This is a genomic window from Bradyrhizobium genosp. P (genome assembly GCF_049949265.1).
Lineage (GTDB): Bacteria > Pseudomonadota > Alphaproteobacteria > Rhizobiales > Xanthobacteraceae > Bradyrhizobium.
The window spans coordinates 9,462,481-9,478,269 of record NZ_CP188195.1; the positions used below are offsets into that span (position 1 = coordinate 9,462,481).

A 15,789-nucleotide genomic window follows, 5' to 3' on the forward strand; every position below is an offset into this window, starting at 1 on the left:
CCATCGAAGGAGAGCAGAATGACCGACCATGCCACCATTGCCCGCCGCTATATCGACCTCTGGAACGAACGGACACCGAGCCGCCGCCGCGAGTTGCTGAGCGAAAACTGGACCGCGGACGCACGCTATCTCGACCCGCTGATGAGCGGCGACGGCCATGAGGGCGTCGATGCGCTGATCGCGGGCGTGCAGCAGAAGTTTCCCGACTTCCGGTTCACGCTGATCGGCGAACCCAACGGTTACGGCGATCATGTCCGCTTCTCCTGGGGGCTCGGCCCTGATGACGTCGACAGCCCGATCAAGGGCACCGACTTCGCCGTGCTGAAGGACGGCCGGATCAGGAGCATCACGGGCTTTCTGGACCAGGTGCCGGGGGCCTGAGCTTCGGCTCTGCCGCGGCTTCCACACCGGCGATGTCGCTGATAGTCTTGCCGAAACAAATCGGGAGGACATCCATGAAGGCCGATTTCGCCTTCACGAGGTCTGTTATCAGCGACATCACGCCGGCGCTGCTGGCAATCGGCCGTGACGGCTTTCCGCAGGCGCTGATCGGCGGACTGCGCCGCGTCGCCGATGTCGGCCACTGCATGGTGTTCTCGTTCGCAGGCCCGCGCTCCGCCGCGTGCCTGCTCGACGTCGGCAACATCCCGACCGGGCGCGACCTCGGGATCGCTTATTCCGAGCATTTCCACCGCGCCGACCCGAACCGCGACGCCGTGTTCGAGGGGCAGGCGCTACCGGTGCCGATCGTGCTGCCGGCCTTTGCCCGCCGCATGTACAATGACAGCTATCGCAAGATGTTCTTCGACGATTCCGATATCGTCGACAAATTCGCGTCCGCGATCTGGGTCGACGACACCTGCTTCTATGTCAACTTCTACCGCATCACCAAACAGGGTCGCTTTACCCGCGACCAAATCCAGCGCCTGACCGCGGTGGCGCCGGCGGTGAGCGCCGCGGTGGCGCGCCACTTCCAGCGCGACGCCGTGCCGGACGCCGATCCGATGGGCCGGCTGAAAACCCTGTTCGCGACCGCCGAGACATTCGCCAAATTGACCCGGCGCGAGAAGGAGGTCTGCCTGCGCATCCTCTCCGGCCTCAGTTCGGAGGCGATCGCGGCTGAGCTCGGCATTGGCCTGCACTCCGCCCTCACCTATCGCAAGCGCGCCTATGACAAGCTCGGCATCTCCTCGCAGAACGAGCTGTTCGCGATCGCACTGCGCCTGGTGGCCTCGGCGCCGCAGCTGAACTGACCAAAACTGCCTCCGACCAAGGCTGCCTCGAACCACTATCCCAAGCCGCTGTCCCCAACCGTGGGGACAGACAGTGGCGGCTGGCTCGCTTATCCTGCAGCAGGACAAGAGAGCCCAGCCGTGAGCACTGCGCCACATTTCGATATCGACGTGTCAGCGTTCTGGCATGACCCCTACCCGGCGCTTGCGCGCATGCGGAAGGAGGCACCGATCGCCTTCGTCCCGCAGCTTGGCAGCACCTTGCTATGCAGCCGCGACGACATCTTCGTCTCGGAGAAGCAGATCGATGTGTTCTCGTCGCACCAGCCCGAAGGGTTGATGAACAGGCTGATGGGCCAAAACATGATGCGCAAGGACGGCGATGCGCACATGAACGAGCGCAAGGCGATCTTTCCGGCGGTTTCACCCAAGACCGTGAGATCGCACTGGACCGCGCAGTTTGAAACGCATGCGATGCGGATCATCGACGAGCTGAAGCCGGATGGCGTGGTCGATTTCGTGCAGGCTTTCGCGCTGCCGTTCTCGGCAGAATGCCTGAAGTCGATCACCGGCCTCACCAACATGCGTTTCCAGGACATGAACGCGTGGTCACAGGGCATGATCGACGGCATCGCCAATTATACCGCCGATCCCGCGATCGAAGCGCGCTGCCGCGCCGCGACCTCAGGCATCGATGCCGCGATCGACGACGTGGTCCCGGTGCTGAGCAAGGCGCCCGACCTCAGCCTGCTCGGCGTGATGCTGCAGTCCGGCATGCCGATGGACAGCGTGCGCGCCAACATCAAGCTTGCGATCTCGGGCGGCCAGAACGAGCCGCGCGACGCCATCGCGGGCACGATATGGGCGCTCCTGACCCATCCGGACCAGCTCACGCTGGCGACCAGCGGCGCGATCCCGTGGTTGCAGACGTTCGAGGAATATGCCCGCTGGATCTCGCCGATCGGCATGTCGCCGCGGCGGATCGCAAAGCCCTGGACCATCCGTGACATCGCCTTCGAAACCAACGAGCGCGCGTTCCTGATGTTTGGCTCGGCCAACCGCGACGAGAAGCATTTCGCCAAGCCCGACACCTTCGACGTGCGCCGCGACGCCAGCAAGAGCATCGCGTTCGGCGCCGGTCCGCATTTCTGCGCCGGCGCCTGGGCCTCCCGCGCCATGGTTGCTGACGTCGCGCTGCCCGCGATCTTCAAGCGGCTGAAGAACTTACGGCTGATTGCGGATCGGCCAGCGCGGATCGGTGGCTGGGCCTTCCGGGGATTGTTGGACCTGCCGGTGACCTGGGATCGGTAGGTTTTGGGATCGGTAGCTCCCAGGATCGGCCCGTCACAGCCAGCCGACGCCCAGAACAGGCCGTCGGCACCAAAAGAATATACAAATATAGAAACGCCGAAATACAAAGATACGCTACGAAATGCGTAGAGAATACTTGCTTATGCGTCGAACCACGCCGCGCCGACGGCCGCTCGGACAGCTGTCATCGAACTGTCATGAATCCATTTCAATCCGCCGTTATTGGTGGAAGTACAGTAAATTTGTGCCGTCATAAGGGATTAGCGATGAACCCGAACCATAATGGTAGCGCCCAGAATGCCGACCATCACGATGAGGTGGCCGATGAGCATGCCGAGGAAGGCAACGGGCTGAGCAAGACGGTGGCGGTTGTCGCGGTGGTGGCCGTGGGTGCTGCGGTGTTCGAAGCTGCCCTGCTTCCCGGACTTGCACTCGGCGTTGCCGCGGTCGCGGCGCCGAAATACCTGCCCAAGCTCGCCGGGGCACTCAACCCGCTCTTCAAATCCACCGTTCGCGGCACCTACAAGTTCGCGCAGAAGTCGCGCGAGATGTTTGCCGAGGCGCATGAGCAGGTCAACGATATCGTCGCGGAAGTGAAGGCCGAAGGCGCGCAGGACGCCAAGGCTGCGGAAGGCCGGGCTCCGCACGCGGCCTGAACCGCACCGGACCGGGCCCAGGCGAGACGGCCGGAACGGCTGTCTCTGCGACGTGGACGGCGGCGCTGCAAGCAATTGCGCTTGACGACGGCAGCATTCGCTTCCCGCACGCCGGCTATCGAGTTGCCAGAGGACTACGATGACCAAGATGAAGTTGCAGATTGCGCATCAGGTGCCCGGCCGGATTCGCATGAAGATACCGTCAGCCAAGGAAAACCCCGAGCTTCTCGAACAGATCAAGGAAACGTTCAAGGTCATTCCCGGCGTCGAGCAGGTCACGGTCAATCCCGCGACCGGAAGTGTGGTGCTCCATTACGACACCGACCGGCACGACGAATTTCATGACCGGCTGGAACACCACACCGGCGGCCACCACAAGCCGCCGGCCGACGAAATCGACGCGTTGGCGAGCAAGATCGAGCAGGAAGCGGAGTATCTCGCCGAGCATTCGCACACGGCCAGGGTCATCGTCGATTTCTTCAAGAGCTTCGACGACGGGATCAAGGTCGCCACCGGAAACGTGGTCGATCTGAAGATCGTGCTCGCCACCGGTATCGCTGGATTCACGATCTTCGAGGTCGGTGCCAGCGCGGCGACTCCGGTGTGGGTCACGCTGGCGGTCTTTGCGCTCAACCACATGATCCAGGCGAACATGGCCCAGGCGGAAAAAGCGGAAGCGGAACTGGCGCGCGCGACGGCCTGACCGCGACCGGCGAGAGTGCAACCTCATGGACTTCTGCTTCCGTCATTCGATGCCAGGCCGCCTTCGCCTGAGCATCCCCGCGCTCGGACATAACCGCCGGTTGGGCGAGGCCTGCCTGGCGTGGCTGAAGGCGCAGAACGGCGTCAGGAGCGTGCGGATCAATTACGACTGCGCGAGCCTCGTGCTGGAATACGATCCGGCGCAGGAGCAGCGGCTCCTCCTGCTGCTCGGTCACTTCAAGAACATGAGCTTGGCCGAACTCAAGGCACTGAGCAGTCGTACCGCGCAGGACGCGGCTGCGCCACGCGCCGGCGTGCCGGAGGTCTCGAAGCGATCGCCACTGGCGCTGCCGACGCTGTCTCTGTTCATGGCATTCAGCGCCAATCCGGTGATCATGGCGATCAACATGCCGCTGATGCTCTGGAACGCGATCCCGATCGCCAAGCGGGCCTGGAAGGTGTGGGCAAACGAAAGCCGGCTGAACATCGACGTGCTGGATACGCTCGCGATCAGCGCTTCGATGCTCCAGGGCAACCCGCTGGCCGGCTGCATTGTCACTTGGCTGATCAAGCTCGGCGACTGGATCCGCGACCTCACGGCGGCGGGTTCGCGACGGGCCATCAACGAGTTGCTGGAATTCCAGACCAAGACGGCCTGGGTGCTCCGCGATGGTGACGTCGTGTCGATTCCCGCGATCGAGCTGCAGAATGGCGATATCGTCGTGGTGTATCCGGGTGAAATGATCCCGGTCGACGGCGAGATTCTCGAAGGCTCCGCCACCATCGACCAGAAGACCATCACCGGTGAAGGTCTGCCGGTGCATCGCGGCAAGGGCGAAGCCGCCTTCGCCGCCACTGTCATCCGCGAAGGCCAGATCACGCTGCTTGCACTCCGCGTCGGATCGGCCACCACCGCCGGCCAGATCGTGCATCTGATCGAGTCAGCGCCGATCGGCGACACCCGGATGCAGAACCATGCCGAGCGCTTCGCGGACCGGCTGGTGACGCCGACGCTGGCGCTGGCGACCGGCACAGCTATGGTTTCCGGCGACTTCAACCGCTTCCTGTCGCTCGTGATCGTCGACTACGGCACCGGCATCCGCGTCGCTGCGCCGACCTCCGTGCTGTCCTCGATGACACAGGCCGCCCGGAGCGGCATGATCATCAAGAGCGGCGGCCACATGGAGAAGCTCGCCGGGATCGATACGATGGTGTTCGACAAGACCGGCACCCTGACCCATGGCACGCCGGCGGTCATCGACGTGATCTCGTATCAAAGGAACATCACGCCGAATCATCTGCTCGGGCTTGCCGCCGCCGCGGAGACCAAGCTGCAGCACCCGGTCGCCGAGGCGCTGCGCAACCGGGCCCGGCAGCTGGCCGTCAATATCCCGCCATGCAACGAAACGAACTACCGCCTCGGCCTCGGCGTCGAGGGCCAGGTCAACGGCTATTACGTCCATGTCGGCAACCAGCGCTTCATGCGCCAGAGCGAGATCGTGGTCGACGCCGCCGTGCATGATCGCGCCGCGCTGGACGAGCGCGGCTATTCGAGCCTCTACATCGCGGTGGACGGCAAGCTCGCGGGCCTCGTGCCCTACTCCGACGAGATCCGTGCGGAGAGCCGTGCCGTGATCCAGCGCCTGCACGCCCTGGGGGTCAAGAACAGCATCATGCTGACCGGCGACAATGCCGTCGTGGCACGCGCCGTCTGCAACAGACTGGGGCTGACCGAGCACTTCGCGGACATGCTGCCGGCCGACAAGGCCGAAATCATCCAGGAGTTGCAGCGCGCAGGCCGCCGGGTTGCCATGGTCGGCGACGGCATCAACGATTCTCCCGCGCTGAGCTTCGCCGACGTCGGAATCGCGATGAAGCACGGCGCCGAGGTCACGCACGAATCCGCCGATGTCATCCTGATGGAGGATTCGCTGTGGAAACTCGTCAAGGCCGTCGAGATCTCGCAAGGTGCGGTCAGCCTGATCAGGCAAAATTACGCCATCGTCGCGGCGCTCAATACCCTGGCGCTCGGACTGGCGTTGCCTGGCGGCCTGATCACGCCCGAGGTGACGGCCCTGATCAGCAACGGCTCGGCAATCCTGGCGAGCCTGAATGGCATACGGCCAATTCTGCGGTATCAATGAGTCAGGATGTCACCCAGCTTCTTCTCCCTCCAGGCGATCACGCCGCGCTGCAAATTGCCGTCAAGGCCCTCGAGCGCCCCAATCTGGCAGCCAAGATCGCCGACTATGCCGGGGTTCCGATCAATCGTGTCCTGAACATGCTGCCGAAGGCCGCCAACCGCCAGCTCAGCGGGCTGGTGCGCTCGGCGGTCATGACAGGGCTCGAAGTTGCCGTCGATACGCTGAACGAAAAGCCACCGCCCTCGCCCGCGGTCGGCTTCTCGTCCTTCCTTGCCGGGGTGACCGGAGGGGTGAGCGGCCTGTTCGGCTTCGGCGCGCTCGCGGTCGAACTGCCGCTGACGACGACGCTGATGCTTCGTGCGATTGCCGAGATCGCCCGGCACGAGGGCGAGGACCTTTCGAAGCTCGAGGCAAGGCTCGCCTGCCTGGAGGTCTTCGCCTACGGCACAAAGAAGACCGGCGAGAGCGTCGACGTGGGCTATTACGCTGCGCGGGCGCTGATCAGCAAATACACCACCGACGCAGCGGCCTTCATCCTGGAGCGCGGCGCCGTGGATGCCTCCGCTCCCGTGATATCCAATCTGGTCGGCGAGATCGTCTCCCGGTTCGGCCTGGTGGTCTCGGACAAGGTCGCCGCCGGTGCCGTGCCGATCATCGGCGCCATGTTCGGCGCGACCATCAATGTCATCTTCATGGATCACTTCCAGCGAATCGCAAAGGCGCATTTCACCTTGCGCAGGCTGGAGCGGATCCATGGCGGCGCCAACGTTCGACACCACTATACGACGATTGCGAGCGGGCTTGCGATGACGCGAGGCGTCGCGATGACATCAGTTGCCAGCTCATGATGCGATTACAAGGAATCGCATCATGACCTCATCTTTTTGTTTGGGCATGATCTTTTCGGAACAGCGGATTCCACTTTTCCGGATCATGCTCTAGCGGTGGACAGCGACGTCGTGCTCCCGCGTGAAGACACCAGGCTGCGCGATCTTCGCCGAATGCGCTCCCTTGCCACGGCGTTGCTCGTGCTCATGTTCGTGCTCTTCGTGGCGACCTCGATGCTGCAGCAGCAATGGCCGTGGCTGGTCTATCCGCGCGCCTTCGCAGAGGCCGGGATGATCGGCGCCTGCGCCGACTGGTTCGCCGTGGTCGCCCTGTTTCGTCATCCGCTGGGTATTCCAATTCCGCACACCGCGATCGTCCCGCAGAGCAAGCAACGCATCGCCATCGCGCTGGGCCGCTTCGTCGCCAACAATTTCCTGTCGCCGCGCGTGGTCGGCGACCGCATCCGGGACGTCGACATCGCCGGATGGGCTGCGCAATGGATCGAGCGGCCGTCGAATGCCCACAGCGCGGCACAGCGCGCGGTTTCGACGCTGCATCAGGCGCTGCAGGCCACGCCGACCGACGACGTCAATGCCTTTCTGACCCGCCGGACGCGAGAGGGGCTCGCCGCGCTTCAGGCCGCACCGCTCGCATCGCGCCTGCTGTCGCTGTTGTGGGCGCATGGCGGCGCACAGGCGCTAATCGACAGGCTAATCGTCGCGGCGAGTTCGGCGCTCGCCAACAACCGGGAAACGATCCGAAAGAAAATCTCCCAGCGGTCCTATCGCTTCATGCCGAAATGGGTTGACGGCATGGTCTCGGACCGGATTATCAACGGCATCAGCCAGACCCTGGAGGAGATGCGCGAGCCGAACCATCCGTGGCGCATCGAGCTCAAGGCCGAGGTCGAGCGCATGATCGACCGGCTCGCGACCGATCCCGAGTTCCTCGCGCGCGGCGAGGAGCTGAAGCAGCAGCTGCTCGACAATCCCGCCGTGATCCGCCAGATCGACGCGATGTGGGGCGCGATCGAGGATCGGTTGAACTCCGCCGTGACGTCGGCAACCCTCGCCGAGGCGATCGAAACGGCTCTGACCTCGGTCGCGGCGCGGATCGGCGACGATGTCGATCTTCGCGATCGGATCAACCGCTGGCTTCGTGTCGCAGCACTTCGTGCCGTGGCGTCGCGACGGCAGGAGATCGCGGCCTTCATCCGGAAAGTGGTCGAGAACTGGGACACCGAGACGCTGATCATGCGGATCGAATTGCAGGTCGGGCGCGACCTGCAATTCATCCGGATCAACGGAACCGTGGTGGGCGGCCTCGTCGGCCTTCTGATCTTCTCGGTATCGAAGTGGTTCTAGCGGCTATTGAGATAAGGTCGAGCTGGAACGGCGCCGAACATTCACCTCTCCCTTGGGAGAGGTCGATTTGCGCAGCAAATCGGGTGAGGGGTGACGGTCTATCGAGAAAGCAAGAACCCTCACCCGGCGCTTCGCGCCGACCTCTCCCCGGTGGGAGAGGTGAACCGAAACCGCCGCGAACCGATTCGACCAGAACTCATGTCGCTTTAGACTAGCGCGCCCCGATCAGGGGAAGCGAATGCGAAGCAGCCGCAGCTGTCCCAGCCTGCCGAGCAGGTTGTCCACTTTGCTTACGACCAAGGCAAGACAGCCGAGCATGAAGTGGCGGCGGGCCAAGCTCAGGCCGCGGTCCACGAATCCCAGACGCACAAGACGAGGTTCGGGAGGAGCGTGTTCACGCAGGGCGGGAAGCGTTGTCATGCTGCGTCAGCCGACGGGAAGTTGGATTTCCGGCGCAGCGGTCATCCGTTCGATCGTATCGTCGAACGAGAGGCAATCCGGATTTTCGCCCGGCATCCGGCGCAATGTCTCGACGAGCTCTTCCTGCTCCAGCAGCAACGAGCGCCCGTCGCGCAGGCTGGCATAGGCGGCCCATGGCACGAATTTGGTGAACGGAAACGGAAATCCCTCACGGGGCGACACGTCGATATTCACGCCGGAAATAAACAAGACATTCTTGGTCCGGAACGCAGGCTCCCGCAGGATGCTGCGATAGGTGCGGTCGAACTCGGCCTGGGTGACGAAGCGGGCGGCATCCAGCGCCGGATTGGCCGACGTCACCAACACCGGCATGGCCGGGCCGAGCGCCGCTTCGAGGATGTCGTGGCCCTCGGGACCCTCGGCCGGCGCGCGGCGGAAATGAAACAGATCCGAGGACAGCGCCGCTCCGATCGGTGCAGGCTTCTCCCGGAAGCCGGCCTCACCGAGGCGTTCGCGCAGCAGCGGACTGGCGCGAAAGACTTTTGACGTGCTGAGCACACTGAGCGGCTGCGACGGCGCCTCGACGATGCGGTCGAGCGCAAGAAAGATGCCCTCGTTGCGGCTGTCATCCAGATACTGATTGTCGATCTGGACAACCGGCTCGCCAGCGAGCCGGCCACACTGCACCTGCCGGCAGGCATGGGCGTATTCGTCCTGATACCAGCCAAGAACGCTGCAAAGCTTTCCGCAGCAATCGCCGAATCCACAACCGTCGGTTCGGTGGCGCTGGTAGACGCCAAAGCGGCCATCGTCGGGATCGTAGCCGACATGGCTGGCCTGGATGATGACCAAATCCTCGCCGTGATGGGCATAGGGCCCATGGCGATTGATCGCGACCTTGCCGCCGACACGCCCGTGGTCGAACGGAAAGGTTCCGAAATGCTGGACCAGCAGCATGACCGGATAGCCCTGGCTTTCATCCGAGCAGAACGCCCGAGACGGCATCATGCGCTCGCGCTCGAAGCCAAGCGAACGGCAATAATTGTAAAGCCGCGGAACGAAGTGGCTGTAGCGCATCGCAAACGAGCCAATCCGGAAGGTTTCGATCATCCGTCGTCTGCCTACCGGTCCGCTGCGAAATACACCGAATTGACGTGCGGGAACGCCCCCACCGCCGTTGCCGGACGGGAACGGTAGATACCCTTGTTGACAGTTATGTGAATGTCGCGGGCTGCGTATCCCCGAACGCGCGGTCAGCGCCCCCAGCGCAACACGACCGGATCGAGCGTGCGCGCAATCTCGAGGAGACCGGTGCGGGTGGCCGGATGGAGCGGCTGCAACGGATGGCGCACCATGTCCGACTTGATGACACCGCCCTCGCGCATCAGCACCTTGCAGGCCTGCAGCCCGCATTGGCGGTTCTCGTAATTGATCAGCGGCAGCCAGCGCGCATAGGCGGCCATCGCCTCGTCGCGGCGGTCGGCGAAGAACGGATCCATGATCTGGCGGATGCCGTCGGGATAGCCGCCGCCGGTCATCGCGCCGCTGGCGCCGGCGTCGAGATCGGCCATCAGTGTGATCGCCTCCTCGCCGTCCCATGGACCCTCGATCGCGCTGCCGCCCTTTTCGATCAGGCTGCGCAGCTTGCTCGCGGCCATCGGCACCTCGATCTTGAAGTAGCTGATATTGGCGAGTTCATTCGCCATCCGCGCCAGCAAGTCGACTGGGAGCGGCGTGCCCGCGACCGGCGCATCCTGGATCATGATCGGAATGGTGATGGCGTCAGACACCACGCGGTAGAATTCGTAGATGCCTGGCTCCGGCACGCGGAAGGTGGCGCCATGATAAGGCGGCATCACCATGACCATGGCGGCACCGGCGGCTTCCGCCTGACGGCTCCGCGCCGCGCACACCGCCGACGAAAAATGCGTCGTCGTGACGATGACCGGGATGCGGCCGGCAACGTGCTCCAGCACCGCATGCATCACGGTGTCGCGCTCGGCATCCGTCAGCACGAACTGCTCGGAGAAATTGGCGAGGATGCAGATGCCGTGCGAGCCGGCATCGATCATGAAATCAACGCAGCGCCGCTGCCCGTCGAGGTCAAGATTGCCGTTGGCGTCGAAGATGGTCGGCGCCACGGGGAAGACGCCGCGATAGGGACGCTGTGCCGGAGCTGCCATGCCAAAACCTCGCTTGCGATCGGTTACACCTTGCGGAACGGCAGCGGTGGCCCTTCGAGCCTGCGCAGGCCCGGCTCGCGCCGCTCCAGCCACCAGCCATACTGCTTCGGCCAAGCCGCGAAAACCTCGCCGCTTCCGCCCGAAAGCGCAAGCTCGGCATGCAGCGGCCAGTTCGGATCGAACAGCGCCTCGCGGCCGATCGCGACGAGATCGGCATGGCCATCAGCCAGAATGTCTTCCGCCTGCTGCGGATGCAGGATCAGGCCGACCGCAATGGTGGCGATGTCGGCGGAGCGGCGGATCTCGTCGGCATAGGGCACCTGGAAACTGTAGCCGCGCGGAATCCGCGCCGCAGTCGCCGAGCCGAGCAGGCCACCGGAGGAGCAGTCGATCAAATCGACGCCCCGCGCCCTGGCTTCGCGGGCAAACGCGATCTGGTCGTCGAGCTGTAACCCGCCATCGACGCCGTCGACCGAGGAGATGCGCACCGACAGCGGCCGCTCCGCGGGCCAGGCGGCGCGCACGGTCTCGATGATCTCGAGCGGATAGCGCATCCGTCCGGCGCGATCGCCGCCATAGGCATCGGTCCGGCGATTCGACAGCGGCGACAGGAATTCGTGCAGCAGATAACCATGCGCGCAGTGCACCTCGACGAACTCGAAACCGGCCTCCAACGCCCGCAAAGTCGCGCGACGCCATTGCTCCTTCAGCGCAGCGAGCTCGGCGATCTCTAGCGCGTGCGGCATCAGCCAGCCCTCGTCCATCGGGATCGCGCTCGGCGCCACCGTCCGCCACGGCAGATCGCCGCGGCCGCGGTCGGCCACGTCGATCACGGCGTTGCCGTACCAGGGCCGCTGCATGCTGGCCTTGCGGCCGGCATGGGCGAGCTGGATCGACGGCACGGCGCCATTGTCCTTCAGGAAGGCGGCGATGCGCTCCAGCGGCGCGATCTGCTCGTCGTTCCAGATCCCGACGTCGCCATGGGTGATGCGGCCTTCGGCCGTAACAGCCGCGGCCTCGACCATCACGAGCCCGGCGCCGCCTTGCGCGAATTTGCCGAGATGGACGAGATGCCAGTCATTGGCGACGCCGTCGATCGCCGAATACTGGCACATCGGCGAAATCAGGATGCGGTTCCGGGAGGTCACGCCGCGAAGCGTGATCGGCTGAAACAGAAGCGGCTGCGACATCGGGACCTTGCGGGAGTGTGCTGGCGGGAGCGTGCTGGCGGGAAATGGTCGGGAGCAAAACCTAGGCGGCCGGCCACGTCATCGCAAGCCGCGCAACGACGCAGGCGTTACGACCAGAACGCATGATGGCGCACATCGATGATCGCAAATCGTCCCGGACATGCCTACATTGCCGGTATGAAAAAGATCGGATTTCTCTCGTTCGGGCACTGGACGCCCTCACCGCAATCGCAGACCCGCTCGGCGTCGGATACGCTGCTGCAATCCATCGACCTGGCCGTCGCTGCCGAGGAATTGGGCGCGGACGGCGCCTATTTTCGTGTGCATCACTTCGCCCGCCAGCTGGCCTCGCCCTTCCCGCTTCTGGCGGCGGTCGGAGCCAGGACCAGCCGTATCGAGATCGGCACCGCCGTGATCGACATGCGTTACGAGAACCCGATGTACATGGTCGAGGACGCAGGCTCTGCCGATCTGATCGCAGGCGGGCGCCTGCAGCTCGGTATCAGCCGGGGCTCCCCTGAGCAGGTGATCGACGGTTGGCGCTATTTCGGCTATCGGCCGCCCGAAGGCCAGACCGACGCCGACATGGGGCGGCGTCACACGGAGATCTTCCTCGACCTGCTGCGTGGAGAAGGTTTTGCGCAGCCGAATCCACGGCCGATGTTCCCAAATCCTCCCGGTCTGCTGCGGCTAGAGCCGCTCTCGGAAGGCCTGCGCGAACGAATCTGGTGGGGTGCCGGCTCGAACGCCACGGCGGTGTGGGCGGCGAAGCTCGGAATGAACCTGCAGAGCTCGACGCTCAAGAACGACGAGACGGGAGAAGCCTTCCACGTCCAGCAGGCGGCCCAGATCCGGGCCTACCGTGCGGCCTGGAAGGAGGCCGGTCATATGCGCGAGCCCCGGGTATCCGTGAGCCGCAGCATCTTCGCGCTCGTCGACGATCACGACCGCGCCTATTTCGGAAATGGGCAGGAGGAGGACCAGATCGGCTTCATCGACGAGAGGACGCAGGCGATCTTCGGCCGCGGCTACGCCGCCGAGCCGGATACCCTGATCGCGCAGCTCAAAACGGACGAGGCCATCGCCGAGGCCGACACCCTGCTCCTGACCGTCCCCAACCAGCTCGGCGTCGACTACAACGCGCATGTGATCGAAACCATCCTGACCCAGATCGCGCCTGCGATGGGATGGCGCTGAGCAGACGCTGAACACCGGCGTCCGTCGGCGAATTGGTGCGATGATCAACGATTGAGTACAAGGAGCCTTGGAGCGGGCGAAGGGAATCGAACCCTCGTATGCAGCTTGGGAAGCTGCCGTTCTACCATTGAACTACGCCCGCGATCTCAATCGCTTAGGTCGATTTTACCCAATCAGACCTGCCCGACCATAGCCCGGGCCGAGGCAACGGATCAAGCGTGCATTCAAATCGATCGGGGGCCGCTAATAATCCAGCCGCACGAGCACGTCATTGATGACAAAGGGCGCCGCGGCCGTCGCAACATCACAGGCTCCGCTTCGTGCGAAGATGCAGGCATCACCGTTGCCGACGCTGGCACAATTGCGCCGTGAAAACTCCACAGGGAGATCAGCTGCCGAGGCCGGACGTGCGAGGATGCGGTTGAAGGCTGGCTTGGTCGCCTCAACCGTGGCAGGCAGGCGTCCCTTCGCGAGGGGATCGCCGGGCTGAAGCGCGTAGAGTGGCGATGGACCGGACAATCGTTCTCGTCCCGGCAGCAGATGAAAGGGAACATCGTAAAGCGCGAGGCCACAGAGCTGCGGATCGCCGCGCAATTCCGCCGCCAACCGCGCAGCGCCGACGCCGCGCATCCAGTCGTCACGCATCTCTTCGCTCGCCCCGGCGAGCGCGATCGAGACCAAAGCCCAGCCGGCCGCGACCAGCGGCAACGCCCATGGCCGCCAGGCGGGCTTCGCGCGCAGCGATCGAATCCAATCGGCCGAGCCAAGCGCCGCGACAATGATGAGCAGGACCACCGACAGGAAGATGAAGCGGTATTCCTTGTGTCCGATCACGCTGTGAAAGACGAGGTTCACGAGCGCCACGGCGAGCAACAGCGGTGTGTGTCGCGCGCCCCGCCAGATCGCCCACAGCAGCGGCACGATCGCCAGCGACCAGACCATCCAGAAACTGACGAGATAGGTCGCAGCAGATTGCACGCCGAACTCGGCCGCGCGATCATGCAGCAGGTTCTGTTCGACGTTCGCGATCAGCCAGCGGAACGGGACGACGCCGTGGGCGACATCGACAATGGCGGCGAGCAACAGGATGACGATCCCGCCGGCGACCATCGGAACGAGATTTCGCCAGCAGCTCCAGCATGCGCCGATGGCCAGCACGGCAATCGCCGGCGCATATTGAAAGCGGCAGACAAAGGCGAGCGCGAGCAATGCACCGCCGATGACTAGGCGTCGCTGCGACGGGCCATCGGTCAATAGCAACGCTGCCGGCACGATGAGGGCCGTCGCCAGCGGTTCGCTCAATGTGTGCGGCGCGAACAGGATGAACTCGAACCAGATCGCGGCGACAAACGCTGCTACGACGGCGTGGGTTCGCGAGACCCGCGCGCCAAGGAACCAGGCGCTGGCCACGATCGACAGCGACGCGAGCGCGGCGACCAGACGAGGCACCACGAAGGCCCCCGCGCCATCAGGCGCAACAAGATCGCCCACGGCGACCGGCGCCGCCAGTAACGTCGGCAAGAACCAGCCGCGGATACCGTAGCGCCATTCCCACGTGAGGATGCCGTCATGGCCGAGCAACCGCCAGGCCGGCTCGAGGTATTGAAAAATCTCGTCGGGATGGATGATGTTGGGCCAGAAGGCGAGCGGAAGGCGTATGGCCAAGGCCAACAGCAGCAACGCCGCCAGCGGGTGAAAGCGCCCGGTCGATCGTTCGACCACGCCCTTGGTGCCAGGCGATGGATCGGCGCTGGTTCTCGTCATCGTTTCGCCGACCGTATCGGGGGAGGCCCGAGCCTCTTGGAGCAGCATCGTGAGGAACAGATAGCTCCCATGCCTTTAAGATGCGTGACCGGAGGCGGGGCTTTGGACGTCAGCCACACGGCCCGAAACCACGGGCGAGGTCCTTAACCGAACGTTAAGATTCCGGATGCGCGCCCTGGCGAGGGTGCTATCATCTCGTCCGGGATTGGTGGTGGCATGGCGGGGCGTGGGTACACCATTTTCGACACGGCAGTCGGCCGATGCGGCATCGCATGGGGCGAGATCGGCGTGGTCGGCGTGCAGCTTCCCGAGGCCCGCGAGATCGAGACCCGCAAGCGGCTGTTCCAGCTTTATCCCGACGCACGCGAGATGCGGCCACCAGACGAGATCGAGGTCGCGATCGAGGGCATCGCGGGGATTCTGCGCGGCGGCCATCGCGACCTGTCCGGCGTCATGCTTGACATGACCGGCATCCCCGCCTTCAACCAGCGCGTCTACCAGTTTGCCCGGACCATTCCGCGCGGCGAAACCCGCATTTATGACGAAGTGGCGAGCGCGTTACGCGCCTCGGGCTCGGCCTGGCCGGTGGCGCGGGCGATCAGCCGCAATCCCTTCATGATCATCGTCCCTTGCCACCGGGTGCTGGAGGCCGGCCATTATGCCGACCCGATCTCCCCGCACGGCGGCAGCATCTCCAAGCGACGGCTGCTCTCGATCGAGGGGGCGCAGACGACCACCAGCAAGACCCTGTTCGATGTGCTGTTGTCAGTTGCGCCGCCGCGGCCGCATCCTTAAATC

At 64.3% G+C, this 15,789-nt stretch carries 14 protein-coding genes and 1 tRNA gene; 10 read left to right on the plus strand and 5 right to left on the minus strand.

Features of this window, described 5'->3' with window-relative positions; translation table 11 throughout:
• Window positions 1-18: 18 nt before the first annotated feature.
• The 8 genes from ACP2YO_RS45475 to ACP2YO_RS45510 all read left to right on the plus strand — a co-directional run bounded on the left by ACP2YO_RS45475 (window position 19) and on the right by ACP2YO_RS45510 (window position 8,237).
• Window positions 19-381 carry a nuclear transport factor 2 family protein gene (locus tag ACP2YO_RS45475; protein WP_426437641.1) on the plus strand — a complete coding sequence of 121 codons (363 nt, stop codon included), beginning with the start codon at window positions 19-21 and terminating at the stop codon, window positions 379-381.
• Between the two features lie 74 nt (window positions 382-455).
• Window positions 456-1,253: a helix-turn-helix transcriptional regulator gene (locus tag ACP2YO_RS45480; RefSeq protein ID WP_426437642.1), complete on the plus strand. Its 798-nt coding sequence runs from the start codon at window positions 456-458 to the stop codon at window positions 1,251-1,253.
• A gap of 120 nt (window positions 1,254-1,373) precedes the next feature.
• The gene (locus ACP2YO_RS45485; RefSeq protein ID WP_426437643.1) at window positions 1,374-2,543 is read left to right on the plus strand and encodes a cytochrome P450; all 1,170 of its coding nucleotides are present in this window, start codon (window positions 1,374-1,376) and stop codon (window positions 2,541-2,543) included.
• 266 nt (window positions 2,544-2,809) lie between these two features.
• Window positions 2,810-3,199 (plus strand): DUF5132 domain-containing protein, encoded by a 390-nt coding sequence (locus tag ACP2YO_RS45490; RefSeq protein ID WP_426437644.1) that lies wholly within the window; start codon window positions 2,810-2,812, stop codon window positions 3,197-3,199.
• 139 nt (window positions 3,200-3,338) lie between these two features.
• The gene (locus ACP2YO_RS45495; protein WP_426437645.1) at window positions 3,339-3,902 is read left to right on the plus strand and encodes an HMA2 domain-containing protein; all 564 of its coding nucleotides are present in this window, start codon (window positions 3,339-3,341) and stop codon (window positions 3,900-3,902) included.
• Between the two features lie 25 nt (window positions 3,903-3,927).
• The gene (locus ACP2YO_RS45500; RefSeq protein WP_426437646.1) at window positions 3,928-6,045 is read left to right on the plus strand and encodes a heavy metal translocating P-type ATPase; all 2,118 of its coding nucleotides are present in this window, start codon (window positions 3,928-3,930) and stop codon (window positions 6,043-6,045) included.
• Complete coding sequence (locus ACP2YO_RS45505) at window positions 6,042-6,893, plus strand: EcsC family protein (RefSeq protein WP_426437647.1); 852 nt, start codon at window positions 6,042-6,044, stop codon at window positions 6,891-6,893. Before ACP2YO_RS45500 ends, ACP2YO_RS45505 begins: the two co-directional genes overlap by 4 nt.
• Before the next feature lie 153 nt (window positions 6,894-7,046).
• Window positions 7,047-8,237 carry a DUF445 domain-containing protein gene (locus ACP2YO_RS45510; RefSeq protein WP_426437648.1) on the plus strand — a complete coding sequence of 397 codons (1,191 nt, stop codon included), beginning with the start codon at window positions 7,047-7,049 and terminating at the stop codon, window positions 8,235-8,237.
• Between the two features lie 426 nt (window positions 8,238-8,663).
• On the opposite strand, the gene ACP2YO_RS45515 is transcribed toward ACP2YO_RS45510, so the two are convergent.
• The 3 genes from ACP2YO_RS45515 to ACP2YO_RS45525 all read right to left on the minus strand — a co-directional run bounded on the left by ACP2YO_RS45515 (window position 8,664) and on the right by ACP2YO_RS45525 (window position 12,030).
• Entirely contained in the window at window positions 8,664-9,767 is a 1,104-nt protein-coding gene (locus ACP2YO_RS45515) for a hypothetical protein (RefSeq protein ID WP_426437649.1), read from the minus strand.
• A gap of 143 nt (window positions 9,768-9,910) precedes the next feature.
• Window positions 9,911-10,840, minus strand: a complete 930-nt coding sequence (locus ACP2YO_RS45520) for a dihydrodipicolinate synthase family protein (RefSeq protein WP_426437650.1) — start codon at window positions 10,838-10,840, stop codon at window positions 9,911-9,913.
• A 23-nt stretch (window positions 10,841-10,863) separates the two neighbouring features.
• A complete protein-coding gene (locus ACP2YO_RS45525; RefSeq protein WP_426437651.1) occupies window positions 10,864-12,030 on the minus strand; it encodes an NADH:flavin oxidoreductase/NADH oxidase in 1,167 nt (388 codons plus the stop codon).
• A gap of 177 nt (window positions 12,031-12,207) precedes the next feature.
• On the opposite strand from ACP2YO_RS45525, the gene ACP2YO_RS45530 reads away from it, so the two are divergent.
• Window positions 12,208-13,227: an LLM class flavin-dependent oxidoreductase gene (locus ACP2YO_RS45530; protein WP_426443476.1), complete on the plus strand. Its 1,020-nt coding sequence runs from the start codon at window positions 12,208-12,210 to the stop codon at window positions 13,225-13,227.
• A 68-nt stretch (window positions 13,228-13,295) separates the two neighbouring features.
• On the opposite strand, the gene ACP2YO_RS45535 is transcribed toward ACP2YO_RS45530, so the two are convergent.
• Together ACP2YO_RS45535 and ACP2YO_RS45540 are read right to left on the minus strand one after the other, a co-directional pair.
• Window positions 13,296-13,369, minus strand: a tRNA-Gly gene (locus tag ACP2YO_RS45535).
• Window positions 13,370-13,470: 101 nt separating this feature from the next.
• Window positions 13,471-14,991 carry a 4-amino-4-deoxy-L-arabinose transferase gene (locus tag ACP2YO_RS45540; protein ID WP_426437652.1) on the minus strand — a complete coding sequence of 507 codons (1,521 nt, stop codon included), beginning with the start codon at window positions 14,989-14,991 and terminating at the stop codon, window positions 13,471-13,473.
• A 216-nt stretch (window positions 14,992-15,207) separates the two neighbouring features.
• Here ACP2YO_RS45540 and ACP2YO_RS45545 point away from each other — a divergent pair, with 216 nt between their 5' ends.
• Window positions 15,208-15,786 carry a methylated-DNA--[protein]-cysteine S-methyltransferase gene (locus ACP2YO_RS45545; protein WP_426437653.1) on the plus strand — a complete coding sequence of 193 codons (579 nt, stop codon included), beginning with the start codon at window positions 15,208-15,210 and terminating at the stop codon, window positions 15,784-15,786.
• Window positions 15,787-15,789: the final 3 nt, after the last annotated feature.

What these genes read in the sequence shown, in the direction of transcription:
- ACP2YO_RS45475 (WP_426437641.1), top strand. Translation starts at nt 19, where the DNA reads ATGACCGACCATGCCACCATTGCCCGCCGCTATATCGACCTCTGGAAC.
- ACP2YO_RS45480 (WP_426437642.1), top strand. Translation starts at nt 456, where the DNA reads ATGAAGGCCGATTTCGCCTTCACGAGGTCTGTTATCAGCGACATCACG.
- ACP2YO_RS45490 (WP_426437644.1), top strand. Translation starts at nt 2,810, where the DNA reads ATGAACCCGAACCATAATGGTAGCGCCCAGAATGCCGACCATCACGAT.
- ACP2YO_RS45495 (WP_426437645.1), top strand. Translation starts at nt 3,339, where the DNA reads ATGACCAAGATGAAGTTGCAGATTGCGCATCAGGTGCCCGGCCGGATT.
- ACP2YO_RS45500 (WP_426437646.1), top strand. Translation starts at nt 3,928, where the DNA reads ATGGACTTCTGCTTCCGTCATTCGATGCCAGGCCGCCTTCGCCTGAGC.
- ACP2YO_RS45505 (WP_426437647.1), top strand. Translation starts at nt 6,042, where the DNA reads ATGAGTCAGGATGTCACCCAGCTTCTTCTCCCTCCAGGCGATCACGCC.
- ACP2YO_RS45510 (WP_426437648.1), top strand. Translation starts at nt 7,047, where the DNA reads ATGCGCTCCCTTGCCACGGCGTTGCTCGTGCTCATGTTCGTGCTCTTC.
- ACP2YO_RS45515 (WP_426437649.1), bottom strand. Translation starts at nt 9,767, where the DNA reads ATGATCGAAACCTTCCGGATTGGCTCGTTTGCGATGCGCTACAGCCAC.
- ACP2YO_RS45520 (WP_426437650.1), bottom strand. Translation starts at nt 10,840, where the DNA reads ATGGCAGCTCCGGCACAGCGTCCCTATCGCGGCGTCTTCCCCGTGGCG.
- ACP2YO_RS45525 (WP_426437651.1), bottom strand. Translation starts at nt 12,030, where the DNA reads ATGTCGCAGCCGCTTCTGTTTCAGCCGATCACGCTTCGCGGCGTGACC.
- ACP2YO_RS45530 (WP_426443476.1), top strand. Translation starts at nt 12,208, where the DNA reads ATGAAAAAGATCGGATTTCTCTCGTTCGGGCACTGGACGCCCTCACCG.
- ACP2YO_RS45540 (WP_426437652.1), bottom strand. Translation starts at nt 14,991, where the DNA reads ATGACGAGAACCAGCGCCGATCCATCGCCTGGCACCAAGGGCGTGGTC.
- ACP2YO_RS45545 (WP_426437653.1), top strand. Translation starts at nt 15,208, where the DNA reads ATGGCGGGGCGTGGGTACACCATTTTCGACACGGCAGTCGGCCGATGC.